We start from the raw sequence: 26,027 nt of genomic DNA, 5'->3' as shown, positions 1-26,027 counted from the left end.
ACACACAGATCATGTATCGCCCATATAAAATAGTTGTTTTTAGTATTCTTCCGGCATTGATTTTATCTATCTCGGCCTGTTCGCATCATCCGGACGAAGCTGCGAAAGATACCCGCTTTGAGGTAACTGATACGTTATTGCGTAGTCTGGTTATTGACACCGTAAAGGCGGAGAACGCGCTGTCGGAAATAACGCTTACCGGCAGCATTGCGCCGGATGAAAGCAAAATGGTAAAAATTTTTCCGATGGTGAGCGGTATAGCGCAATCGGTTCATGTGCAGCTGGGCGATGTGGTTAAAAAAGGCCAGGTGCTTACTACCATGAAAAGTGCCGAGATTGCCGGCTTCAGCCGCGACTTGATTTCGGCACAGGCCGACCTGCGAAATGCCAAACGCCAGCTGGAAACCACGCAGGATCTTTATAAAAGCGGCCTGTCGTCCGAGAAAGACCTGGAGCAGGCAAAATCAGATTATCAAAAGGCTACTGCCGAAAACAACCGTGCCGGTTCTATCATGTCTATCAATAAAAGCAACGGCAAAGGGTATGAAATCCAGGCGCCGCTAAACGGTTACATTATCGAGAAAAATGTAACGGATGATATGCAGGTACGTGCGGATAATAACCAGAACCTGTTTACCATAGCCGATTTGTCGTCGGTATTTGTGCTCATCAACATGTATGAATCAGACATTGCCAGTGTAAAAGTTGGCGATGCAGTACAAATAACTACGTTGGCCTATCCGGATAAAGTATTTACCGGCAAAATTGATAAGCTTTTTGACGTGCTCGATCCGGATAATAAAGTAATGCGTGCCAGGGTGATGATAAGCAATCCGGATAATATGCTTAAGCCGGGTATGTTTACTAATGTAAAAATCCAGGCCAAATCGGGCATGAACCTGCCGGCCATTAAAACAGATGCTATTGTGTTTGATAATAATAAAAACTACGTGGTTGTTGTAGATGGGCCGGCTAAAGTACATATCCAGCCGGTTGAAATAGCCAAGCGGGTAGAAGATGTGGCCTACATCAGCAAAGGGCTAAAGCCCGGACAGCGCGTGGTTGCTTCAAGGCAGGTTTACCTGTACGAGTCATTAAAGGACTAACAGTTCACGATCATTTTATAAAACGAACAGATGAACAAGTTCATAAAAGGAGTGCTGTCTTTTGCACTTAAAAATAAGATTTTTATATTTTTTGTTACCCTGCTTATGGCGGTGGCGGGCTATATCAGTTTTAAAACCATAGCTATAGATGCCTTTCCGGATGTAACCAACACATCGGTAACTATTATAACACAGTGGCCCGGCCGCAGCGCCGAGGAGGTTGAAAAATTTGTAACCCGCCCCATAGAACTGGCCATGAACCCGGCCGAGAAAAAGACCAGTGTGCGCTCGTCGTCCCTGTTTGGCCTGTCGGTAGTAAAAATTACATTTGATGATGATGTAGACTATGCGTTTGCTCGTTTACAGATCAACAACCACCTTGATGAGGCCAATTTGCCAGATGGTATTACCCCCGAAATTGAACCTCCCTACGGGCCGACAGGCGAAATTTACCGTTACACCTTAACCAGTAATAAGCGGTCGGTACGCGAATTGAAAACCATACAGGATTGGGTGGTAAGCCGCGAGATAAGGGCGGTGCCGGGCGTAGCCGATGTAAACAGTTTTGGCGGCGAGGTGAAAACTTACCAAATAACCATAAACCCCGAAAAGGCGGTTCAATACGATATTACCCCCTTGCAGTTATTTGATGCAGTATCCAAAAGTAACGTAAACGTAGGCGGCGATGTGATACAGCAAAGCGGGCAGGCTTACGTGGTACGCGGTATTGGCTTGCTCAACAACATCAGCGAGATAAAGAACATTGTTGTTAATAACGTAAAAGGTACGCCTATTTATGTAAAGACTATTGCCGAGGTAACCGAAGCATCATTACCGAGATTGGGTCAGGTAGGCCGCGATGTTGACCCGGATGTGGTAGAGGGTATAGTGGTTATGCGCAAAGGCGAAAACCCGAGTGTAGTTATTGCAGGCCTTAAAGATAAGATCAAAGAACTGAACGGTACTATACTGCCTGAGGACGTTAAGATCAATACCTTTTACGACCGCGAAAACCTGGTTGATTTTGCAACGCATACTGTGCTGCATAACATGGCCGAAGGAATCATATTTGTAACGGTGATTGTATTACTGTTTATGGCCGACTGGCGCACTACGATAATTGTAGCCATTATCATCCCGCTGGCGCTGTTGTTTGCCTTTATGTGCCTAAAGTTGAAAGGCATGTCCGCCAATCTACTCTCGATGGGCGCTATCGACTTTGGTATCATTATAGATGGGGCCGTTGTAATGGTGGAGGGGATTTTTGTACTGCTTGACCATAAGGCCAAAGAAATGGGGATGGAGAATTTTAACAAGCTCAGCAAGCTTGGCTTAATCCGCCAGGCCAGCTTGGTAAACGGTAAGGGCATCTTTTTTGCCAAAGCTATTATCATCACCGGTTTATTACCCATCTTCAGCTTTCAAAAGGTAGAAGGAAAAATGTTTTCGCCCCTGGCCTGGACATTGAGTTTTGCGCTTTTGGGTGCCTTGTTGTTAACTTTTACACTGGTGCCCGCGCTGAGCAGCATCCTGTTACGTAAAAATGTAAAGGAACGTCATAACGTATTTGTTGAGTTTATCACCAAAAATGCACTTCGCTTTTATAACCTGTGTTTTAAACGACGCAAAATAGTATTCCCGATAGCAGTTGCTGCTTTGGTTATTAGTTTAGGTTGTTTTACATTATTAGGGACCGAATTTTTACCGGAATTAAACGAAGGATCGATATATGTGCGGGCAACGGGCCCGTTAAGTACCTCGCTGGAAGAATCAGTTAAGCTATCAAACGAGATGCGCCGGATTTTCCTGAGTTTTGACGAGGTTAAGCAGGTGATATCGCAAACCGGCAGGCCAAATGATGGTACCGATGCTACCGGCTTTTATAACATAGAATTCCATGTTGATATTTATCCGCAGGACGAATGGAAACGTAAAGAAACCAAAGAGGAATTAATTGCCAGAATGCAGGATAAACTAAAGTTTTATCCCGGTGTCGACCTCAACTTCTCACAACCTATATCAGATAACGTGGAAGAAGCAGTATCGGGGGTAAAGGGATCGATCGTGGTGAAAATGTTTGGAGATAACTACCCTTATATCGAAAGCAGGGAAGAACAGATTTACAAAATCCTGAAAGGTGTACGCGGTATCGAAGATTTGGGCATCTTACGCAACATGGGCCAGCCCGAGTTACAGATAAACCTTAACCAGGATAAAATGGCCCAATACGGTGTTACCGCTGCGGATGCTAACGCTGTGATAGAAACGGCGATTGGCGGCCGCGCTGCAACACAGATTTATGAAGGCGAAAAGAAGTTTGATTTAAGGATCCGTTACCCGGAAGATTTTAGGAACAATGCAACGGCCATAGGCGATTTGCGTGTGCCTACTTTGAATGGTGGTAAAGTTCCGCTAAGGGAGATAGCGGATATTGGCAAAATAACGGGCATCAGTATGATATACCGGGATAAAAACAGTCGGTACGGCGCTATCAAGTTCTCTATCCGCGGCAGGGATATGGGCAGCACCATTGCCGAAGCACAGGCCAAAGTTAACGCGCAAATAAAACTGCCTAAAGATTACCGCCTGGAATGGGCCGGCGACTTTGAAAACCAGCAGCGTGCTACGCAAAGGCTGTCGCAGGCGGTGCCGGTAAGCTTGCTTATTATCTTCTTTATCCTGTTTATCCTTTTCGGCAACTTCAGGGATTCGCTGCTGGTATTAAACAACGTGCCTTTTGCTATCATGGGTGGCATCCTGGCTTTGTTGATTACCGGGGTTAACTTTAATATATCTGCAGGGATAGGGTTTATAGCTTTATTTGGTATCTGCGTGCAGAATGGCGTTATCCTGATCTCGAAATTTAAATCGAACATTAAGGAGCTGCGGCATCATCAATTTACCGATTTTACCGAGGCTTTGAAAAACGGTGTAGCCGATAGGATGCGCCCGGTTATCATGACGGCTATGATGGCCGCTATTGGTTTGTTGCCGGCTGCATTGTCCGCAGGTATCGGTTCCGAGGCTTCAAAACCATTGGCCATTGTGGTAATTGGCGGCTTAATTACCAATACCATTTTTAACCTGTTTGTATTCCCCATTGTGTTTTACTGGACTTATCGCAAACGCGTGGAAAGCGGAGATACCGGCAGGTTGTAAAACAAGGAACTTTCCCTAATTTCTATATATAACCAAGCTCCCGTTGTAATGACGGGGGCTTTTTTAACAGGGTAAACACATCTAAAGTGGGTTAACATAACTTAACATATTTTAGATATATTTTTTATAAGTATTTGATAATAAATTAATTGTATATAAACATAGTTAACACTAAATTGATTGCGTTAATGTTGTCTGATCCAATATTTGTGCCGGTTTTTGTCCAACTCAGGTACCTAAAGGGGGCTGGTTCTTCTAAATAGTTTGCCATGCTTTTTAACCACCAGGTTCCCGTAGCATTACCCAATAAGTGGCATTGGTTACCGGCTCTAAAAAGGATGCGCTTTCTTTATATCCCAGCCTGTTATAAAATGATATGTTCCTGGGCGTAAAAGTTTCCAGGTAGGTGGGCAAACCCAATTTGTCGGTTTCTGCCAATACATCAGTGATTAGGCCGACACCTAAACCTTTACCCTGGAATTCCGGTTTGATGCCGACGATGGAAAGGTACCATGATTCTGGTGCAATTAAACCCTCCAATTGCGCCGACATAAAATCTACCATCTGCACATAGGCATCCAGCACGACATCACCTAAATTGGCTTTCAAAAAGGCCTTCTTTTCCTGGCTTTTTTTCGATTCGGTCTCTGCACTTAAGGGCTTACTCCATATAGACGCGCCATACCTGTGTTGGCCGGGAATAAACAGCAGGCCGTATTTTTCGGCCTCGTACATCGAAAAATCAAGGTAGCTTATTAAAGCTTCCCGTTTCTCTTTATCGCCGGTTATTGATTGTAATAACCTGATATAAAATGGATCAGGCTGTAATGCCTGGTATAAAGCCTCAGAAAACTCCTGGTATTTAAGTGTGTACATGGCTGGTAAATATCGGAAATTATGCCCTGTGCTAACAGATAAAAATCGATTTATAGTTAAATAAGCCCCCGGCGTCCACAAATCAAAAACAGCCGGGAGATTAAATCCCCAGGCTGTTCATTTATAGCTTTCTGTCTTATGCTTTTAGCTTTCAGCCTACTTCTTCATTACCTTGTTTACAATATCGTTTCCAAAAACAAATACCATCAGGGTAACCAGTATCACAAAGCCCACTATTTGTGCGCGCTCCAGGAACTTATCGCTCAGTGGTTTGCCTTTTATCATTTCCACAATCAGGAACACGGCATGACCACCGTCAAGCGCCGGGATAGGCAACAGGTTCATCAGCGCCAATACCATTGATAAAAAGCCTACAAGGCTCCAAAAATGCACCCAGTCAATAGTGCCGCCAAACAGGTTTGCTATAGCAACAGGGCCGCTTACGGCTTTGTTAAACTTAACATCACCTTTAAATATTTTACCCAGGCCTTTGGCATTATCAGTAAATGTGCTGATAGCTCTCGCCGCACCGATAGGGAAAGATTGAAAGAAACCGTATTTTATGGTTTTTACTTCCGGGAAATCGCTTTTTGGCCGTGCGAAACCAATAGTTCCATCGGCGGTAACCTGCGCTTTTATTGGCAAAGTGGTGCTGTTGCGTTTTACGCTCAGGTCAACCATCTTGCCTTTGTTTGCTGCAAGCTGGCTTTGGATCTCGTCAAAAAATACAACAGGCTGGCCGTTTACTGCCACTACGCTATCGCCTTTTTGCAGGCCTGCTTTTTTAGCATTGCCATAAACCGAATCGACAGAAAATTTGGTACGTGGTACGCGGCTTATAAATTCTTCGATACCATGATCGGCTAAATCGTTTAATATGGTATGCGGTACAGTAATGCTTAACGTCTGGGCACCGCGCACTACGGTAAATACCGTATTTTCGAGCAATACTTTTGGGCTTGTTAAATCGTCAAAACGTACAATTTCTTTACCATTAACGGCGGTAATTTTATCGCCCGGCAATAAGCCTATTTTTTTGCCTACCACGCCTGGTACAATGCCATATTGCGCACTTGAGTTAGGAATATAGCTTTCGCCAAAGCGGATAGTCAGGACCCAAAATATAAGAATGCCCAGTATGATGTTAACTGTAACACCGCCCAGCATTACAATTAAACGCTGCCAGGCTGGTTTTGAACGGAACTCCCAGGGTTGCGGCGGACCGGCCATCTGGTCGGTATCCATCGATTCATCTATCATACCGGCAATTTTTACATAGCCACCTAAAGGCAGCCAGCCAATGCCATATTCAACACCTTTATACGTAAATTTAAACAGGCTGATATTCCACGCGTCAAAAAACAGGTAAAATTTATCTACTTTAATCCCGAAAGCCCGGGCCGTTAAAAAGTGCCCCAGTTCGTGCAGGATGATTAAAATTGAAAGGCCCAGTACAAGCTGGCCTACCATGATCACTATACTCATTCGTTATATTTATCTATTAATAGTTTATTGCCTTTAACGGCAGTTTTTGTATAAAATTTTGCGCAAAGATGCGTGTTTCTTTGTCGGTATTCAAATAATCGGTTATGGTTGGTTGCGATACGAAGGCGATTTGCTGCATACATTCTTCAATCAAATCGCTCATGGCCAGGAAACCGATGTTGTTGTTTAAAAAACCTGCAACGGCAATCTCGTTGGCAGCATTAATAATACAAGGCATGTTACCTCCCTGTTTTAACGCAGCATAAGCTAAACCAAGATTACGAAAAGTTTCCAGGTCTGGTTTTTCGAAAGTCAGATTAGGGTAAGCGGTAAAGTCAAAGCGCTTAAAATCGTTTTGAACGCGGTTAGGGTAGGTAAGGGCGTACTGGATAGGCAGTTTCATATCAGGCAAACCCATTTGGGCTTTGATTGATCCATCCCTGAATTGCACCATAGAGTGGATGATAGATTGCGGGTGAACCACCACGTCAATCTGATCTGCATCTACATCAAAAAGCCATTTGGCCTCAATCACCTCCAGGCCCTTATTCATGAGCGATGCCGAATCAATGGTGATTTTGGCGCCCATTACCCAGTTGGGATGTTTTAACGCGTCTTCGCGGCTTACACCGGTCAAAAAATCAACGCTGCGGCCACGGAAAGGGCCGCCGGATGCTGTAATAATCAGTTTTTCTACAGGGTTGTTTTCCTCGCCCGTGAGGCACTGGAATATCGCCGAGTGTTCAGAATCTACCGGCAGGATGTTAACCCTATGCTGTTTGGCCAAAGTGGTTACAATTTCGCCGGCAACAACTAAAGTTTCTTTATTAGCCAGGGCGATATCTTTACCCGCCTTTATAGCGGCAATAGTAGGTTCCAAACCTGCAAAGCCAACCATCGCTGTAAGCACTACATCAATATCAGGATGAGTAACGGTATCAATAATAGCCTGGTGGCCTGCAAGTACCTCGATGGGCAGGTGGGCCAGGGCCTCCTTAACCTGCAGGTATTTGCCGGTATCGCATATAATGGCGTAGGCCGGCAAAAACTCAATAGCCTGGCTAATTAATAGCCCGGCGTTGGAATGCGCTGTAAGTAAAAAAGCCCTGAACAGGTTACCGTTGCCCTTTATCACCTCAAGTGTTTGGGTACCTATGCTGCCTGTTGAGCCTAAAATGGCAATTTTTTTTATCTGGTTACTCAATTACGTTTTTATATTTAAAATCGTCATTGCTTCGTTTCTTATAATGACGTATTTGTAAGTTATTGACTATCAATTTAATATCCGTCATTGCGAGGTACGAAGCAATCCCCGACATGCTAAGTCCCAAATAGTTCGGGATTGCTTCGTACCTCGCAATGACGGTAGTTTAGAACATTTGTTTAACTATGTCTGTTGCACGTCATAACGATTTTTCTTCAGGTTTTGCCTGATTGATCCTCGCAATGACGGGCTGGTATTTTTTATTTGCTAATATACGCTTTTAACCCATCTGCTATCTTCCTGTCGTTTGATAGTCTTGGCACCTTATTTTGCCCACCCAGTTTTCCTTCGGAACGCATGTAATTTATAAACGCGTTTTTTTGTAGGCCTTGGATGATCAAAGGTTGCAAAATGTTACCTTCAATCAGGTCAAAATAGTAAATATTTTTCTTTTGCAGGGCTTTATCCACTTTTATGGCAAAGGCCCGAAGATCGCCGGGCGGTGTTCCAAACTCAACAAACCACTCATGGTAGGGGAGTTGCCCGGCCGGCGGGTTAACCTGTGGCGCTACGGTAAATTCAATTACATCAACACCCTCGGCCTTTGCTACGCTCATTAATGCATGTTCTACTTCTTCGCCAATAACATGTTCGCCAAAGGCCGATATATAGTGTTTAATACGGCCGGTTACAATGATTTTATAAGGGTTTTTAGATATGAATTTAATGGTATCCCCTAAGCTATAACCCCATAAGCCGGCGCTGGTGTTCATGATAAGCGCATAATTCTTCTCCAGTTCCACATCTTTGATATTGATGCGGGTTGGATGCTCGTTAAAATATTCTTCAGAAGGAATAAACTCGTAAAATATACCTGAGTCAACTAATAAAAGCAGTCCGTTCTCCTTTTGTGAATCCTGGAAAGCGATAAAGCCCTCTGATGCCGGATAAGTTTCGATAGAATCAATTTTAAAACCAATACTTTCCTCCATCCGGGCGCGGTAAGGTTCGTAGTTTACGCCGCCATGCACGTACAATTTGAAGTTAGGGAAAATATCTTTCACCTTTTTGCCGCCGGCCTTTGCCGAAAGCCTGTCAAAATACATCTGGCACCAGGGCGGTATGCCGCTAATGAGGCGCATATCTTCATTAAAAGTTTCGTCAACTATGGCGTCAACCTTTTGCTCCCAATCTTCAATGCAATTGGTTTGATAGCTGGGCAGCCTGTTTTTTTGAAGGTAGGCGGGTACGTGGTGTGCCACTATGCCCGAAAGCCTCCCAGTTGAAACGCCATTTTTTTCGGCTAAAACCGGGCTTCCCTGCAGAAATATCATTTTGCCATCCACAAAATCGGCGTTGCCGGTTTCGTGGATATAAGCAAGCAGCGCGTTTCGGGCGGCTTTAATATGCTGGGGCATGCTTTCTTTTGATATCGGGATATATTTTACACCCGATGTTGTGCCCGATGTTTTGGCCAGGTATTTTGGCTTGCCCGGCCATAACACATTCTCTTCGCCTTTTACAACCCTGTCTATATAGGGGCGCAGGTCTTCGTAATCGTGAATAGGTACATTTCGTTTAAAATCTTCGTAGCTATTGATCTGTGAAAAATTATGCGCCTTACCAAAGGTGGTATCTTTAGCCTGGTGGATAAGACTGCTAAATGTATTTTGCTGCAAAATAAGGGCATTTTTACGCAGCTGATTAAGCTCCCTGTTTACCAGGGCTGCAAAAACTTTGCTTAATACAGATTTAAGGCCCATTTGTTAATTGGTTTCGGACAGGTCATCGTCAACATCCAGGTGGCTGTAAACTAATTTACGGTAGGTAACCATAATAATTACCTGGATAAAGGGGAAGGTTAGCAAAAACCAACAATAAAAAGCTAATCTGAATATGAATCCTCCCTTTTCATCAAGTCCGGTTAAATTTATGATCAGGAAAACAGGTATCAATGCTATAAAGAGTATGCCTATTATAATAATAAAGATGCTAAGCGTTTTAAAGAAGTTATCCTTGGTTATTTCGAAACTTTGTTTGAGCGATTCTATAGGCGCCGAATCATCGTCAACAATAAAGCAGATGCAAAATATACTGCGCAGGCTTATGTAGAGGATAATCAATAATTCTATTGTTTGAAATATGCTTTCCAAACCCAGATACCGTTGGGCCAATACATAGAAGAAGAATAATATTGCAACGAAGAACGCTGTTAAAAAGCCGATAATAACAAAGTTAAATGTCATTTTAGCCGATGGCAAAATATCTTTAAATTCAAACTCATAATATTCTTTGTCCATTAAGGTTAATATGAGTTTGTAAAAGCTTAAACCAATAAAGCACTGCGTTATCAACGCTATGAAGAAGAAAATAGTGGTGGTAAGGTAATCGCCAATTAAAAAAAAAGTCTTAAAAAAGTCAAGCACCTCATTTATAAACAGCGAAATAACCGAATACACAACAAGCGGCACAAAATTTTTCTTTAAAATATTCCATGCAGTTTTAATGGTTTCTGCAACAGAAAAGGTGTGGTACATAGGTTATTATGATCTGTTAAAAATTACCCGCTTCCAAAAATCCTGCATAAATCCTATCCCGTAGGCTGTTAGTTGAGTGAAGGCAGCTATAATGCTCAAAAATGCGATTTTTGCTGATTTATTTTTCCACCAAGCATGAAAAAATATTAACAAAATGATAAACAACACTATTAAATTACCCAGTTTGGCAATCTGCCATCCCAATAGATTGAAAATGAGCGTGAATAGCAGGAACAGTGTGAACGCCGCGGGGAAAAAGTGCACCGCCTTTAACTCCCCCGGGAAAAACTTATAAATATTAATGCGCGCCCTGCCAAAAAAGTGAAGTTGCTTAAAAAACTGCACAAAGTTGGTGCGGCGTTTATGGTAAACGATGGCGTCGGGGATCAGCCCGATTTTAAAACCAAGGGAATGGATGCGGATGCTGTATTCGATATCCTCGCCCAGTCGGGTGATAATAAAGCCGCCTGCTTTTTCCCATACCTGCCTTGATACACCCATGTTAAAACTACGTGGATGAAACTGCCCAATCGCTTTTTTATTTCCGCGGATGCCGCCGGTTGTAAAAGGGGAGGTCATGCTATAGCTGATAGCCTTTTGCGTAGGCGTAAATGAAGTATGTGCTCCGTCTGGCCCGCCGTAGGCATCAAGGTAATTTGCGGTTAACGAATTATTTACAATCTGCAGGTAATCTGCAGGGATCAAACAATCCGAATCGAATATGATAAAGTAGTCGCCCCTGGCGCGTTCAAATCCAAAATTGCGTGTAAAACCCTGCCCTTCGTTTGCTTTTTTAAAATAGCGAACATCCAACTGTCCAACAAAGCTGTTTACGATAGCTTCGGCGTCATTAACCGATCCATCTTCAATCACCAAAACCTCAAAATTCCGGTACGTTTGCAGCACAAGTGTTTCCAGCAGTTCTTTAATCTCCTGCGGGCGGTTATATAAAGGAATGATGATGGAAAAAAACATGTTTTGAATTTGATGATTTGAAAATTTGAGGATTTGAAAATGGCTGGCTTTTCAACCATTTCAATTTGAAAGGGTAATTTTCAAATTTTCAAATCCTCAAATTTTCAAATCAGATAACTTCCTCTACCTGGTAATGGTTCCGTTCGCTTGAGCTACGGGAAACCAGTTCGGCAACAAAGCCGGTTAAAAATAGCTGCGAGCCTAAAATGATGGCTACAATGGCTATATAAAACCAGGGGTTGTCTGTTGGCTGCCTTTCTTTAATATGATGCGAGATGTTATAAAGCTTATCGGCCATTATCCATATCGCTATTACCAATCCTGTAAAAAAGCTGATTGTACCCATAGTTCCAAAAAAGTGCATGGGGCGTTTACCAAACTTGCCAACAAAAAATATCGATAGCAAATCAAGAAAGCCGTTTACAAAGCGGCTCATGCCAAATTTGGTTTTGCCGTATTTGCGGGCACGGTGCTCAACTACCTGCTCGCCAATTTTGGTAAAACCGGCCCATTTGGCTAATACTGGGATATAGCGGTGCATTTCGCCATAAACCTCTATATTTTTCACCACAGCGCCGCGGTATGCTTTAAGGCCGCAGTTAAAATCGTGCAGGTTATCTATGCCGCTCATTTTACGGGTGGCATAGTTAAATAGCTTAGTGGGTATGGTTTTGCTGAGCGGATCATACCGTTTGGCTTTCCATCCCGATACCAGGTCGAATTTTTCTTCGGTTATACGGCGATAAAGTTCGGGAATTTCATCCGGGCTATCCTGTAAATCGGCATCCATGGTTATTACCACATCGCCCCTGGTAGCGGCAAAGCCGGTATTAAGCGCTGCCGATTTGCCATAGTTGCGCCTGAATTTGATGCCTTTAATGAAAGGATTATCGAAGCTTAGCTTCCTGATCATCTCCCATGACCCGTCCTTGCTACCATCATCAACCAATATGATTTCATAAGTAAAGCGATTTTCGGCCATTACGCGGCTTATCCATGAGGTAAGCTCGGGCAATGATTCTACTTCGTCATAAAGCGGTACTACAACTGATATATCCATTTATAAGGAATGTGATGCGTGGCTAAAATTATGTTTGCCCGCAATCATCCGCAAAAATATAAAAAATAGGGAATGGTTTGTATAATGATTTTTAAGCAGCCAAGCCCCCTCTAAATCTCCCCCGGTAGGGGAGACTTTAACTGCTTTTTTAAAGTCCTCCCTACCGGGGAGGATTATTCGCAGTTGGTGATTTGGTGCGCTCATGAAAGCTACGCTATTTAGGTGGGGCTGCCTACAATATGTAAAGCATCTATTACGTTAAAAGCACTTGGAAATATTTGCATAACTTGCCTGTCATTATAAATAAAGCCTTCATGAAATTTTGTAAAGCAATTCTTTTTGTTTTTCTGTGTGTGTTTTCCACAATAGCCTATGCTCAAACCGACGATCAACAGGGGGGGAAATACGATCAGCATAAAGTTTTTAATCCATTATTTTATCCCGAAAAAGGTAACGAATACAGGAATGCCGGTGGAGCGCCCGGCTCAAAATACTGGCAAAACCGTGCCGATTACAAGCTTGATATTATGTTGGATACCGCGAAACACCGGATTGACGGTACCGCGCTAATTACTTATACCAACAACAGCCCCGATGCTTTATCATTTTTATGGCTGCAGGACGATCAGAATATTTACCGCGAAGATTCGCGCTCCGAAGCTGCCAGCTCGGTTACCGGGGGGCGTTTTACCAATCGCAGCTATACCAAAGGCGATGAAATAAAAGCCATTTACATTATTAAAAACGGTAAAACTACCAAAGCCGATTACCTGGTTACTGATACACGCCTGCAAATAAAGCTCAAAGATTCGTTGAAGGCCGCGGGTGGTAAGCTGCAGATTAAAGTAGAATACGGTTTTGAGATACCTAAGTATGGTACCGACCGTATGGGCCGTCTGCAAACCAAAAATGGCTGGATTTATGAAATAGCCCAATGGTACCCCCGCATGGAGGTGTATGACGATGTAACCGGGTGGAATGTATTACCCTACCTTGGCGCCGGCGAGTTTTACCTGGAATATGGTAACTTTGATTACACCATTACAGCCCCCTCAAATTTAGTAGTAACCGGCTCTGGCGAGCTGCTTAACCCCGCCGAAGTTTACACACCAACTACCATGAGCCGCCTGGCCGCAGCCCGTGCAAGTGATAAAACGGTGATGATAAAGGATGAGGCTGAAGTTTTGAGCGGTAACGATCACCCTAAAAAACCGGTGCTTACCTGGCACTTTGCCTGTAAAAATGCTCGTGATGTGGCATGGTCGGCGTCAAAAGCATTTATGTGGGATGCAGCGCGGATTAATTTGCCCAGCGGTAAAAAAGCTTTGGCGCAATCGGTTTATCCTGCCGAGGTAAAAGGTAACGATGCCTGGGGCCGGTCTACAGAGTATGTGAAGGCTGCCATTGAACTTTATTCGGATAAATGGTTTGAGTATACCTACCCCGTAGCAACCAATGTGGCCGGTACGGTAGGAGGAATGGAGTATCCAGGGATTGTTTTTTGCGGATGGGAAAGTAAAGCAGGGGGGCTTTGGGAAGTTACCAACCACGAGTTTGGCCATAACTGGTTCCCGATGATCGTAGGCTCAAACGAGCGTAAGTACGCGTGGATGGATGAAGGTTTTAATACCTTTTTAAACAACGTTGATACACGCGTTTTTAATAAAGGCGAGTATTATGAGCCGGTAGACGAGCAAAAAGCGGCATCAGGTTTGTTTAGCGCCGATGCTGAGCCTATTATGACCATTCCGGATGTACTACAAGAAGGCTTTTTGGGCAACGCGGCTTATGATAAGCCCGCCCTGGGCCTTGCCATTTTACGCGAGCAGATTTTGGGCGAACAGCGTTTTGATTACGCGTTTCGCACCTATATCAAACGCTGGGCATTTAAACATCCAACGCCCTGGGATTTTTTCCACACCATTGATAACGCCGCCGGCGAGGATCTGAGTTGGTTTTGGAACGAATGGTTTTTTACCACCTGGAAGCTTGACCAAAGCATAAGCGGTATTGCCTACCAGGACGGCGACCCGGCGAAAGGCGCGCTGATTACCATAGAGAACCTGGAAGAGATGGCGCTACCTGTAACCATTAGCATTAAAGAAGAAAATGGCAAAACAGGCATTGTAAAACTACCTGCCGAAATATGGCAGCGCGGCGGTACCTGGACTTTTCCTTATAAATCCACATCGAAAATATCCCTGGCCGTTATCGACCCCGACCACAAACTGCCTGATGTAAATGCCGAAAATAACTCGTTTAGCGGGTTGCCGGTTCCAGCCGGTGTAACTGCCGGCAGTGTAATCAAAACCTATCTTGATGCCATTGGCGGTGTTGATAAGCTGAAAAATATTAAAGATCTACAGGTTTCGGCAGCAGCAAGTGTGCAGGGCTCAGAAGTACAGATGGTTTCGAGGTACCGCATACCCGGAATGTATTTTCAGGAAATTACTGTGCCATCATATAACAACCTGGTACTAAGTCATATTTTGGTTAATAATGATAATATAAGTGTGCAGCAGGTAAACCATGAAATGCCTTTGGACGATGTGGCCAAAAGAGTGCTTAAAGAAAAAAGCAAAGCTTTCCCCGAACTTGATTACGAAAAGCTGGGAAACGCGGTGTCGCTTGATTCAACAATGAAAGTGGTAAACGGCGACATGGCTTATGAAGTTGACATTCGCGTTGTAGACGGCGCTGTAATTAAAAACTATTACAGCCAAAAAACGGGCCTTAAAATAAAACAGGTTATTGATGGTACCGCAAGTTCGGTAACGGAGTTTGGAAATTACGAGGGAATAAACGGTGGCGTTAAAATTCCGTTTTTAATTAAAACCGTTATCCTTGGCCACCCGGCCGATTTTAAGGTTAAAGAAACAGCGGTAAACAGCAATATGCCGGCGGTGTCGTTTCAATAGTTTTCTCGGGAGACAAATCAGTACAAATCGGCAAAAGAAAATTTACGATCACCCCCTTGATTCGGTAAGTCGCTTTCTTTTAAAAGAGTGCCCGGATTCGATAGCTAAAATTCTGGCCGAAAATGGCAACGGAGAGTCTTTAGTGTAATCTCATCTGTGTATGCCAGGGTGCGTTTGCGATATTTATTTATACGATGCCTGTTAGCTTTATGCTGGTAAACGGCAATTGATTGATATCCTCGATACAATTTAGTTTCTTTACCAACCTAAATTGAGTTCCGAATATATGCGTAAAATATTCTATTTATATGTGTTCACAACATTTTTTTCTGTAACCGGTGCCAACGCCCAGTTGGATACTGTAAAAACCTATATGAAGTTATCTAATGATGTATGGACGCGTGACAATCATGGCTATGTGGTAAAAAACAGAGATAGCGCGGACTTTGTAAGACTGATAATTTCGCCGACAAACAGCACCGGAAAAACATTATACTCCGTGAAAGACCTTTATCTTAACGGCCGGATAAAATTAATAAGTATGTCGGCAAGCCGTTTTGTGTATCCTGATTTTGATGGTACATGTATTGAATATTACTTAAACGGGAATATAAAAACGATCAGCAATTATAAAAACGGGCAAAAAGAAGGAGAGCAAATAGTGTATTATCCTAATGGCTTGGCTTATTATTCGGTATCACATCATCAAAACAAAGTAAAATTGATCAACTGTAATGATTCCATAGGTAAAGCTTTAGCTGTTAACGGTAACGGAAAATGGGTAAAGTATAGCGACGATTTTAAAACGGTTATGGAGAGTGGCCCGGTATTGGACAGCCTGGAGCAAGGTGAATGGAAAGGGCATTTTAATGATACATTGAATTATATCTGTAACTATACCAATGGGGTTATTACATTTGGCACCAGTTACGATAGCGGAGGGAATGTATTTACTTTTACCGAAAAAAAAATACTGCCCGAGTTTTATGGCGGTTTGAATGGATTTACGAGGTTTCTGAGGAGGAAAATAAAATACCCAAGATACGCTTGGCAAAATGGTATACAGGGCAGGGTTATCGTGACATTTATAGTTGAAAAAAACGGGACTTTAGCAGATATAAAAATATCAAGGGGAACTGAGCCAAGCCTCGACGCGGAAGCTATGCGTATTATGCAAGAAAGCCCCAAGTGGAAGCCGGCTTATCTATACGGTGTTCCTGTACGTGTGCAATTTTCGGTGCCAATTATTTTTCTCGCGAATATTAAAAACAATCAGGATTAAACCAGCCCCAAAACCTTACTCGTACGTTCGCGCGTAGCAACACTCAAAGCCTCATCATTTGATAATGATTGTCCGTAGGATGGGATCATCTGTTTCAGCTTCTCCTGCCATTCGGTTGTTTTAATATGGGTTTTAAAGCAGCGTTCAATCAGCTGTACCATAATAGGTACAGATGTGGATGCACCCGGCGACGCGCCTAACAGGGCTGAAATACTGCCATCTGCCGATGTTACTACCTCGGTGCCAAATTCCAGTACGCCCGTATGCTTAGGATCTTTTTTGATCACCTGTACGCGCTGGCCGGCAATGTCAAGCTCCCAATCTTCGGCTTTAGCCGTTGGTAAGTACTCCCGCAGGGCTTTAAGCCTGTCGTTGGGCGATTGCATTACCTGGCTGATAAGATATTTGGTTAGTGGCCAGTTATCGCGGCCTACGGCAAGCAGCGGTAATATGTTATTTGGTTTTATTGAACAAAATAAATCTAGTAAAGATCCTTTCTTTAAAAAGCGTGTTGAGAAACCTGCGTAGGGGCCAAACAACAGTTCGCGTTTACCATCAATCATCCGGGTATCCAGGTGCGGTACCGACATTGGCGGCGAACCTACCGATGCTTTACCATAAACTTTAGCTTCGTGACGTTTAATTACATCGGGATTAGTACAAACCAGCCATTGCCCGCTCACTGGGAAACCGCCAAAACCTTTACTCTCTTTAATGCCCGATTTTTGTAATAATGGCAAAGCGCCGCCTCCGGCGCCAACAAACACAAATTTGCTGGTCAGCTTTCTTTTTGTGCCGCTTGTTTTATCTTTTACTGTTACCAGCCAACTGCCATCTGTGTTGCGTTTAAGGCCGGTAACATCGTGGTTAAGGCTTAAGTTAACGCCTGGTTTTTGTTTCAGGGTGTCAAGCAAGCTGCTGGTTAAGCTACCAAAGTTTACATCTGTACCAATATCCATAAACGTGGCCGATACCGCCTCGTGTTCATCGCGGCCTTCCATTACCAGCGGAATCCATTTTTTAATCTGGGCTTTGTCTTCCGAGTATTCCATCCCTTTAAAAAAGTGGTGCTTAATAAGCGCTTGCTGACGTTTTTTCAGGTAGTTTACATTATCGGTTCCCCAAACAAAGCTCATATGCGGCACTTTGCGGATAAAGCTTTCGGCCGATTGTATATATTTTTTATCGATAAGATAAGTCCAGAATTCTTTACTTATTTCAAATTGCTCGGCAATTTTGATGGCTTTTTTTATTTCTACAGTACCGTCGGGCAATTCGGGCGTGTAGTTTAGTTCGCAGAAAGCGGAGTGACCCGTGCCCGCATTATTCATGGGTGCCGAGCTTTCTGAAGCGATGACGTCCAGGCGCTCAAAAATTTCGATAGTTAAATCGGGTTGCAATTCTTTTAGCATTACCCCCAAAGTAGCGCTCATAATACCCGCGCCTATTAAAACCACATCAACCGTTGTTCCCGAAACTTTATCGCTGTTAGCCATCTTAGTATGATACCTGCAAAGGTATTTTGAAATTAATTACACCCGGTATAACCCGGTTTTTGCAAAATTGTTATGCTGATTTAACCCCCGAATAACTGATTGAAGCAGCTCGGAATTAAATCTGACAATTTTAAGGATTTTTTACAGAAAATCTGTCGTCATCTGTCCATTAATTGCAATAAAAACAAGGTTTAAATTTAGTTAGCAACGTTTTTGAACAAATTACCGTTGTTGTATTTATAATAAATTAACACAAAATGTATAATGGGCTGTATATATTACACCACCATTATGAAGTAAATTATGATACTCAATAAGCTAAACGTCGTTTTTTTAACAGTGTTTACAGCAATATCCATAACAGCCTGTAATCAGCAAAAAGCTAAGCCACAGACAGTATCGGCAGATAGTTCAAAAAGTACCGTCCAGGTAAATGGTAAAAAGGATAGTGTACTGAATAATCCGCAAAAGAAATACGGAATAGCCAACGCCAGCGACCCCTGTGTAAAATGCCTGTTACAGGTAATACAGGAAAGCAAAAGCTTTAAGGCCAACACTGCCAGCCTATCGCCAGCGGATATCAACTATACGGTTAACTGGGTAAAAGCTGCCGACCCAGCCCTAAAGCCAGATACGAGCAACAAAACCAATGCAGTGCGTGTTGATGTTAAAAAAATAGAAGATGGTGAAGATAAAGTGCTATGCTCCTATGTGTATAATAATGTAAACGGCACCATGTACCTCATCAACACCCAAAACAAGCTGGAACATGCCGTATCCAGTATCACCCCCGAATTACTTAAAAAGATACGCAATAGTTGTTACTGGGGAGTAGCGTCGGGGAAGTAGGGTAGATGTGCAGATTTCAGATTACAGATGTGCAGATGAAAGGGAATATTTGAGGATTTGAAAATTTGAAGATTTGAAAATGGTCGTATTCATGGGACAAAATCCTGCATCACCTGAAAAATCTGTTTAATCCCTGTTCAGACAAAAAAAGCGATGAGTAAAACTCATCGCTAAATATTTTGCTGCATACTGCTAACTAAAAACTGTCAACTGTTTAAGTGGTATAGCCCAGTATCTTCAATACCTGCTTGCTGTTTTGCTCTTCGCCAAAAACTTCAAAGTTGAATGTTTCGTCGCGGTTGCGGCGGATGATGACGTGTTTTGGTGATGGTAATAAACAGTGGTGAATACCGCCGTAGCCGCTTAGTACTTCCTGGTAGGCGCCTGTGTTAAAAAAGCCCAGGTATTGTACCTTACGGGTTTTTGGCATAAATACGCTGTTCATGTGCGCTTCCTGGTTGTAATAGTCCTGGCCGTCACAAGTAATGCCGCCAAGGTTTACGCGCTCGTACTCGCTATCCCAGTTGTTTACAGGTAACAGGATGTATTTTTGGTTAAGTGCCCAAACATCGGGCAGGTTGGTAATGAACGAACCATCCAGCATTAACCAGCGCTCACGGTCATTTTGTTGCTTACGTCCCAATACTTTATACAGGATACCCGATGCTTCGGCAACCGTATATTTACCAAATTCCGTAATAATATCAGGCTCCATGGTATCATGTTCAGCACAAATTTCTTTGATACGGCTCACAATCTCATTAATCATGTACTCGTAATCAAAATCAAACACCAGCGAATCCTTAAACGGCATCCCGCCGCCAATATCAAGCGTATCCAGGTGCGGGTTGATTTTCTTAAACTTGCAATAAAGTGTTACGTATTTCTCCAGCTCGTTCCAATAGTATGGGGTATCTGAAATACCGGAGTTGATGAAGAAGTGCAATAGTTTAACCTGGAAGTTAGGATTGTCTTCAATTTTATTGTGGTAAAAATCGATGATATCCTCCATGCGTACACCTAAGCGGGAAGTATAAAACTGAGAATCGGGCTGCTCTTCGGCCGCTATACGGATACCCAGGTTACATGGGGTATCCATCTCAATTTCATCGTCGTAAAGGTTAAACTCTTCCTTGTTGTCCAACACAGGGATGATGTTTTTAAAGCCATCATGCAGCATATCAATAATATACGTTTTGTACTGGAAGGTTTTAAATCCATTGCATATCACCGTAATATCTTTATTAACAGCGCCTTTTTTCTCCAGGGCATCAATCATTGGCATATCAAAAGCCGATGATGTTTCCAGGTGAATCTCGTTTTTAAGCGCCTCTTCAACAATGTGCTTAAAGTGCGAGCTTTTGGTGCAATAGCAGTATTTATAGCTGCCGCGATAGTTGTTTTTGATGATTGCCTGCTGAAACAACAGCTTGGCCTGTTGGATCTTTTTGGAGATCTGTGGCAGATAAGTAAAGCGTAGGGGGGTACCGTACGTTTCAATCATCTCCATTAAATTAAGGTCTTGAAAGTATAGTTCGTCGTCGATGATTTCAAAACCATCTTGCGGGAAACCAACACTTAAATCAAGAAATTCCTGGTAACTCTGCATCCTTAAAAAATTTGGGGCAAAAATGTGATTTTAAAACGGAATAATTGGCTATTTGTTGGGATAAAATTTATGGTTTGAATGTAATTTGTTTGTGCATTGTGGTTCATTGTTCATGGATAATAGTTCATGGTGAGGTTTGAGGCGGCCTGTAACCATCACCTATTACATATGAAAGAAATGTTATTGCCGTTCATGATGAAATTTGAAGCTGCCATTAACCATGATCTATTGCCTATGAACTAACCGGCAAATGCACCTCGGCCATCATACATCGGGCACTTCCGCCTCCATTGGTTTCTATCGTGTTGATATCTGCATAAACCAAATTGCCATATTTTTCTAACGTCGTTTTTTGCTCACTGTCCAAAGCATTAAATGCATTTTTCGACATCACGATGAGTGTTTTCCCCTTATCACTCTTTACCTCGAGCATATTGCCTGCAAAGTGGTTCGTTTGCTCAAAGCTGATGGTGATAACCTCCTTTTGACTTGATTTAAGGGATTCTAAAACAACTATACGCTCGTGAGGGTTAGGGATGCTATCCGCGCAAATAACCGCGAATTTGCTGCCCACGCACATCAATACATTGGTATGGTAGATAGCTTTGCCATGTTCGTCGGCCGCGTCAAAGCTGATGGCTTTGTAGCCGGCCTGTTCACAAAATAAATCCAAAACCTGTTTGTCAGTACGTGGCGAAAGGCAGGCATATGCAATTTTATTTTCCCTATCCAGCACCATGCTGCCCGTGCCCTCCAAAAAACGGTGATCGGCCTCGAAACGGCTCAGGTCAATAATATGGCCTACTTTGAACTTGTCTTCCAGGTTGGTTATGATATCCTCCCGCCGTTCCAGCCTGCGGTTTTCGGCCTGCATGGGGTAGAGGAAAACTGTACCGTCATCATGAAATGAAACCCAATTGTTTGGAAAAATAGAATCAGGGGTATGGGGCTGTGGCGTGTCGTTCACCACGATTACCTGAACATCTGCGTGCTCTAAAGTTTTTACAAAATGATCAAATTCGGCCAGGGCTTTATCCTGTACGGCCTGCTGATCTGCATCGCGGTTTTGGAACGCATTACTTTCGGCAGTTTGCTCATTAAAGCCGAAACTTACCGGGCGAATCATTAATATGTTTGATGTTGATTGGTTGTCAGTCATTGGTCAATGGTCATTAGTCAGAATCAGAATTTACAGAATTTTAGAATTAGCAGAATTGGCTGCCTCTTTCATTTTGTAAATTCTTCAATTCTGTAAATTCTGATTCAGATTACTTTATCTCTTAGCAAAGGCATACTCATACAATGAAAACCACCACGGGCTCTTGAAAGTTCTGCGGATGGCATTAAAATTAAGGTATCTGTTAAAGTTTTCGGATCAAGTTCGCCCGATTCAAATTTTTGCAGCAGGTCGTTCACCTTTATTACATCAAAGCCGCTTTGTTTAAATGCTTCAACGGTTTTGTCGTTACGGTCATACCCTAAAACTACGCCTTCTTTTAAGGCCAGTAGGTTGCATGAATCTGTCCATTGCTCGCGCGAGTCAAACGGGAATATGTTGTTGCCCGAGTAAATGAACCGGGTTTTGTCTTCGCATTGCAGGTCTTTTTCGCTGATGCTGGATAACAGGTCTTCAAGGCAATTGAATACTTTTGGTTTCTTGTCTTTCCTGAACTGTACAATCTCGGTTTTGTCCTTTGATTTTTTATCGGCGAACCACGACATTGGCTCCTGCTCTTCCGGCGGCGCTTCGGCCACGGCCAATGAGCGCAGCAGCACCCAGGTATTACGTTTTACCTGGGTAAATACCGTATCAATGTGCATATAATCGCGTTTATGCGGTATTTTTACTATGGTTACCTTTTTTACAACATCGTTATCAAACAACAGTTTAATAGCTTCGTTGGCGCCGCTGATAGAGGTACGCTCGCTGCAACCAATCAACAGGTGCTGCGGGCTCACCATCATTACATCGCCACCTTCTAATGTGGTTTTTTCCTGGTTATCCTCCCCGGGGCGCAAAAAATGCTGGGCTGTTTCGGGGATCTCTAATATGTTATTTTGATAAGATGCAAACAGCGGGTGGTTAAAAAATATATACCGCATTAGCAAAGTCTCGCGGAAGCGGGCTTTTTTAGCCGGTTTGTTCAGCAGCATGTGGTTGTTTATGGCTATACCCAAATCGCGCGAAAAAATGAGATTTGGAATAGGGGCGAAGATCATCTCATCATCATTCAACGAACCCGAAATGAAGATTTTGGCCAGTTCGACAGGATCTGTATCTATCAACTGTTGCTGTAACCGGTAATTGCAGCTCTCAATTGCACAAACAGAAGCCACCAGTTTTTTACGGATATCCGGCTGCTGTAAAATATCGGCCAGCAGGGTTTGTATCTCAATAACGTTGTTTGATGCGTGGAAATTGGTATGGTCGGGTTTAAAAAACTTACGTTCGTAATCGCTTTCTACCTGTTGCAGTTTGCCTTTTATTTTATCCGGATCTAAAAAATAGAGCAGCAGTTTCACATAATAATCATACTCGTTACGGCGCATGGTATCCAGGTGCACAATATCTTCAAATAGCCAATCCTGTGCTTTTGAAGGTACAACTTTGCCAAGGCCGCTATCGGGGCTGTGAATAAGCAGGGTACGCAGGGTGCCAATTTCGGAGGTTACATCTATTTTAAAATCGGAGTTTTTAACTGTCATAAATCGGAATGATCAAACACAAATCTATCAGAAAAAAAATGAGAATTGGAATGTTGACATGAAATTGAAACAGGGCAACTTACTATTCGTTTAAATATTGATTATATTTGAATATGGAATTGAAAGTAGAAATAGGGTTTGATGAGTTATTGCATGTTGTGCAGCAATTGCCAGAAGACAAACGGGCTATTTTGGAGCAGGAATTGAGCAAGATAAGAGAACAGCCTAAAAAAGATGAGTTTACTGATTTTCAGAAATTATTGTTGAGCGGACCTGTAATTGGCGACGAACAATATAAAGAGTATAAAGAAATAAGAAAACGCTTGAATAGATGGCGGACGAAATAATCCTGTTGGACACCTCCATTTTGATCGAGCACTTTAGAAAAAAGGACCAAACTAAAACTGCTTTTTTTCAACTAACTAAAACATGTCAAAGATTTGCTGTTTCAACGGTCACGCAATATGAAATATATGCTGGAGCTTTTGATGACCAGGTGGACTACTGGAATTTGTTTTTTCGGAAAATGGATATTTTAAATTTCGATGCCAAAGTAGCAGTTACAGCTTCTGAAATTTATATTGATTTAAAAAAGATTAACAAAGGAATAGAGACCGCGGATTTATTTATTGCTGCTACAGCAATCTGCCACAATATTCCTTGTGCTACCCTAAACAAAAGCACTTTGAACGGATTGAAAAGCTTCGATTAGTTATTTAGGCAGGGCATTTTCCGTTCCTCCAAATTTATTACAGCCGTTATCCCCAATTTAATTAATTTTGCCGCATGGATTTTATTATTGAAGCGGCCGTTAAAGCCATTAAACATTTGTACCAAACAGATGTAGCCCCGGCCGCTATTAGCTTACAGGAAACCCGTAAAGAATTTGAGGGGCAAGTTACTATAGTCACATTTCCGTTCACCAAATTTTCCAGAAAAGGCCCCGAACAAACGGGTTCCGAAATTGGCGAATATCTTAAAAATGAGTTAAGAGAAGTTGCCGCTTTCAACGTAGTTAAAGGTTTTTTAAATATCTCTTTAAGCGACGAATATTGGATTGGCCAGCTATATAACCAGATATTACCTGATGATTTTGCTGTGGCTAAGGCTAACGGACAAAAAGTAATGGTTGAATATTCATCGCCAAATACCAACAAACCGTTGCACTTGGGGCATATTCGTAATAACCTTTTAGGCTTTTCGGTAGCGCAAATTCTGGCAGCTGCCGGGTACGATGTTGTGAAGGCAAACCTGGTGAACGATCGTGGTATCCACATTTGTAAATCTATGCTGGCGTGGCAAATGTTCGGCAATGGCGAAACACCCGAGTCATCCGGCCTGAAAGGCGATCATTTGGTTGGCAAGTATTATGTGTTGTTTGATAAGGAACTAAGAAAACAATTAGTGCCTATTCTGGAGCGCGTGTACGAAGAAAACGACCTGACGCTATTTAATGATAACCAAAAAGAGAAAATACAGGCACTGCTGATTAGTATTGATAAACTAAAAGCAAAAAAATACGCTACGCTCGAAAATGAGACCAAACTTATTGCTGAGTTAACCGATAAAATTGGTGCCGAGGAAGATAAGATTAAAGAGATAGCAAAAAATGTCACCTCGCTGATGATAGAAACCCAGCAAATGCTCCAGAAATGGGAAGCCGGGGATGCTGAAGTTCTCGACCTATGGAAAACCATGAATGGTTGGGTTTACGCGGGCTTTGCCGAAACTTATAAGCAACTGGGTGTTGATTTTGATAAGTATTATTACGAATCGAACACCTATTTGTTAGGTAAAGATATTATTGATGAGGGACTGGAAAAAGATGTTTTCTTTAAAAAACAGGATGGTTCGGTTTGGATAGACCTGACTACCGATGGGCTGGATGAAAAGCTGGTTTTACGTGGAGACGGAACATCGGTTTACATTACCCAGGATTTAGGTACTGCCCAATTAAAATATAACGACTTCCACATGGATAAATCCATTTATGTGGTAGGTAACGAACAGGATTATCACTTTAAAGTGCTTTTCCTGATCCTCAATAAATTGGGCAAGGCAGGTGCTGATGGGCTGTTCCATCTGTCGTATGGTATGGTCGATCTGCCATCTGGTAAAATGAAATCTCGCGAGGGTACGGTAGTTGATGCCGATGACCTGATGGCCGAAATGGATGCTACGGCTAAAGAACAAACCGATGCCATGGGCAAGGTTGATAGTTTTAGCGACGAATACAAACAACAATTGTATCACACCATAGGTATGGGGGCCTTGAAATATTTCCTGCTTAAGGTTGATCCTAAAAAACGTTTGTTGTTCGATCCGAATGAATCGGTAGATTTTCAGGGTCATACAGGGCCTTTTATTCAGTATACACATGCCCGTATCAGGTCGGTATTAAGCCGCGCAGAATACCAGGTTAGCAGCACAAATGAAACAACAGCCTTAGATACGGTAGAACGCGACCTGATTGTACTATTAACCCAATTCCCAACGGTGATCAAGGATGCAGCCAATAGCTACAGTCCTGCTATAATTGCCAATTATGTATATGAACTGGCCAAAACATACAATAAGTTTTACCACGAAAAATCAATACTCCAGGCAGAAAACGAAGTGCTGAAACAATTTAGATTAGAACTATCTGCTTCGTCGGCCAAAGTAATTAACAAAGGAATGGCTTTGTTAGGAATAGATGTACCGGAGAGAATGTAAAGCCCCTGGCTCCTGAATAGGGAGTTTAAAAGCAAAACGCATAGTCAGCC

19 protein-coding genes are annotated in these 26,027 nt (G+C 42.7%); 8 read left to right on the top strand and 11 right to left on the bottom strand.

Features of this window, described 5'->3' with window-relative positions:
* Positions 1 to 11 precede the first annotated feature (11 nt).
* Together ACFGVS_RS05150 and ACFGVS_RS05145 are read left to right on the top strand one after the other, a co-directional pair.
* Positions 12 to 1,106, top strand: coding sequence for an efflux RND transporter periplasmic adaptor subunit (locus ACFGVS_RS05150; protein WP_439697742.1), 1,095 nt, complete (start codon positions 12 to 14; stop codon positions 1,104 to 1,106).
* Positions 1,107 to 1,136: 30 nt separating this feature from the next.
* Complete coding sequence (locus tag ACFGVS_RS05145) at positions 1,137 to 4,265, top strand: efflux RND transporter permease subunit (RefSeq protein ID WP_274213242.1); 3,129 nt, start codon at positions 1,137 to 1,139, stop codon at positions 4,263 to 4,265.
* Positions 4,266 to 4,541: 276 nt separating this feature from the next.
* Here ACFGVS_RS05145 and ACFGVS_RS05140 read toward each other — a convergent pair whose 3' ends face one another.
* The 7 genes from ACFGVS_RS05140 to ACFGVS_RS05110 all read right to left on the bottom strand — a co-directional run bounded on the left by ACFGVS_RS05140 (position 4,542) and on the right by ACFGVS_RS05110 (position 12,402).
* A complete protein-coding gene (locus ACFGVS_RS05140) occupies positions 4,542 to 5,141 on the bottom strand; it encodes a GNAT family N-acetyltransferase (protein ID WP_439697741.1) in 600 nt (199 codons plus the stop codon).
* Between the two features lie 156 nt (positions 5,142 to 5,297).
* Positions 5,298 to 6,626, bottom strand: coding sequence for an RIP metalloprotease RseP (rseP, locus tag ACFGVS_RS05135; protein ID WP_439697740.1), 1,329 nt, complete (start codon positions 6,624 to 6,626; stop codon positions 5,298 to 5,300).
* Positions 6,627 to 6,642: 16 nt separating this feature from the next.
* Complete coding sequence (locus ACFGVS_RS05130; protein ID WP_439697739.1) at positions 6,643 to 7,830, bottom strand: 1-deoxy-D-xylulose-5-phosphate reductoisomerase; 1,188 nt, start codon at positions 7,828 to 7,830, stop codon at positions 6,643 to 6,645.
* A gap of 260 nt (positions 7,831 to 8,090) precedes the next feature.
* Positions 8,091 to 9,593, bottom strand: coding sequence for a GH3 auxin-responsive promoter family protein (locus ACFGVS_RS05125; RefSeq protein WP_439697738.1), 1,503 nt, complete (start codon positions 9,591 to 9,593; stop codon positions 8,091 to 8,093).
* A 3-nt stretch (positions 9,594 to 9,596) separates the two neighbouring features.
* On the bottom strand, positions 9,597 to 10,367 hold the full coding sequence (locus ACFGVS_RS05120) for a glycerophosphoryl diester phosphodiesterase membrane domain-containing protein (protein WP_090650554.1): 771 nt from the start codon (positions 10,365 to 10,367) through the stop codon (positions 9,597 to 9,599).
* A gap of 6 nt (positions 10,368 to 10,373) precedes the next feature.
* Positions 10,374 to 11,342, bottom strand: coding sequence for a glycosyltransferase (locus ACFGVS_RS05115; protein WP_439697737.1), 969 nt, complete (start codon positions 11,340 to 11,342; stop codon positions 10,374 to 10,376).
* A 109-nt stretch (positions 11,343 to 11,451) separates the two neighbouring features.
* Positions 11,452 to 12,402 (bottom strand): glycosyltransferase family 2 protein, encoded by a 951-nt coding sequence (locus ACFGVS_RS05110; protein ID WP_274213249.1) that lies wholly within the window; start codon positions 12,400 to 12,402, stop codon positions 11,452 to 11,454.
* A 314-nt stretch (positions 12,403 to 12,716) separates the two neighbouring features.
* Here ACFGVS_RS05110 and ACFGVS_RS05105 point away from each other — a divergent pair, with 314 nt between their 5' ends.
* Both ACFGVS_RS05105 and ACFGVS_RS05100 read left to right on the top strand, forming a co-directional pair.
* Positions 12,717 to 15,320 carry a M1 family metallopeptidase gene (locus ACFGVS_RS05105; RefSeq protein WP_439697736.1) on the top strand — a complete coding sequence of 868 codons (2,604 nt, stop codon included), beginning with the start codon at positions 12,717 to 12,719 and terminating at the stop codon, positions 15,318 to 15,320.
* Positions 15,321 to 15,606: 286 nt separating this feature from the next.
* Positions 15,607 to 16,602 (top strand): TonB family protein, encoded by a 996-nt coding sequence (locus ACFGVS_RS05100; RefSeq protein WP_439697735.1) that lies wholly within the window; start codon positions 15,607 to 15,609, stop codon positions 16,600 to 16,602.
* Here the strand turns inward: ACFGVS_RS05100 and ACFGVS_RS05095 are convergent.
* On the bottom strand, positions 16,599 to 18,131 hold the full coding sequence (locus tag ACFGVS_RS05095; RefSeq protein WP_439699233.1) for a malate:quinone oxidoreductase: 1,533 nt from the start codon (positions 18,129 to 18,131) through the stop codon (positions 16,599 to 16,601). The genes ACFGVS_RS05100 and ACFGVS_RS05095 overlap by 4 nt on opposite strands.
* Before the next feature lie 270 nt (positions 18,132 to 18,401).
* Here ACFGVS_RS05095 and ACFGVS_RS05090 point away from each other — a divergent pair, with 270 nt between their 5' ends.
* Positions 18,402 to 18,947 (top strand): hypothetical protein, encoded by a 546-nt coding sequence (locus tag ACFGVS_RS05090; protein WP_439697734.1) that lies wholly within the window; start codon positions 18,402 to 18,404, stop codon positions 18,945 to 18,947.
* A 214-nt stretch (positions 18,948 to 19,161) separates the two neighbouring features.
* On the opposite strand, the gene ACFGVS_RS05085 is transcribed toward ACFGVS_RS05090, so the two are convergent.
* From ACFGVS_RS05085 to ACFGVS_RS05075, 3 genes are all read right to left on the bottom strand, one after another.
* Positions 19,162 to 20,556, bottom strand: coding sequence for an arginine decarboxylase (locus ACFGVS_RS05085; protein ID WP_090650569.1), 1,395 nt, complete (start codon positions 20,554 to 20,556; stop codon positions 19,162 to 19,164).
* Between the two features lie 232 nt (positions 20,557 to 20,788).
* Entirely contained in the window at positions 20,789 to 21,715 is a 927-nt protein-coding gene (gene ctlX, locus ACFGVS_RS05080; protein WP_439697733.1) for a citrulline utilization hydrolase CtlX, read from the bottom strand.
* A gap of 104 nt (positions 21,716 to 21,819) precedes the next feature.
* Positions 21,820 to 23,262, bottom strand: a complete 1,443-nt coding sequence (locus ACFGVS_RS05075) for an arginine deiminase family protein (protein ID WP_439697732.1) — start codon at positions 23,260 to 23,262, stop codon at positions 21,820 to 21,822.
* Between the two features lie 113 nt (positions 23,263 to 23,375).
* Here ACFGVS_RS05075 and ACFGVS_RS05070 point away from each other — a divergent pair, with 113 nt between their 5' ends.
* The 3 genes from ACFGVS_RS05070 to argS all read left to right on the top strand — a co-directional run bounded on the left by ACFGVS_RS05070 (position 23,376) and on the right by argS (position 25,977).
* Positions 23,376 to 23,609, top strand: coding sequence for a hypothetical protein (locus tag ACFGVS_RS05070; protein WP_274213257.1), 234 nt, complete (start codon positions 23,376 to 23,378; stop codon positions 23,607 to 23,609).
* Positions 23,594 to 23,974 carry a type II toxin-antitoxin system VapC family toxin gene (locus tag ACFGVS_RS05065; protein WP_439697731.1) on the top strand — a complete coding sequence of 127 codons (381 nt, stop codon included), beginning with the start codon at positions 23,594 to 23,596 and terminating at the stop codon, positions 23,972 to 23,974. The genes ACFGVS_RS05070 and ACFGVS_RS05065 overlap by 16 nt, the downstream gene beginning before the upstream one ends.
* 74 nt (positions 23,975 to 24,048) lie before the next feature.
* Positions 24,049 to 25,977 (top strand): arginine--tRNA ligase, encoded by a 1,929-nt coding sequence (argS, locus tag ACFGVS_RS05060; protein ID WP_439697730.1) that lies wholly within the window; start codon positions 24,049 to 24,051, stop codon positions 25,975 to 25,977.
* Positions 25,978 to 26,027: the final 50 nt, after the last annotated feature.

Origin of the sequence: Mucilaginibacter sediminis, assembly GCF_051903035.1 — a bacterium.
In the GTDB taxonomy this organism is placed as follows: domain Bacteria; phylum Bacteroidota; class Bacteroidia; order Sphingobacteriales; family Sphingobacteriaceae; genus Mucilaginibacter.
Note: the sequence above shows the minus strand (reverse complement) of the source record. Positions and strands in the feature narration are given on the sequence as shown.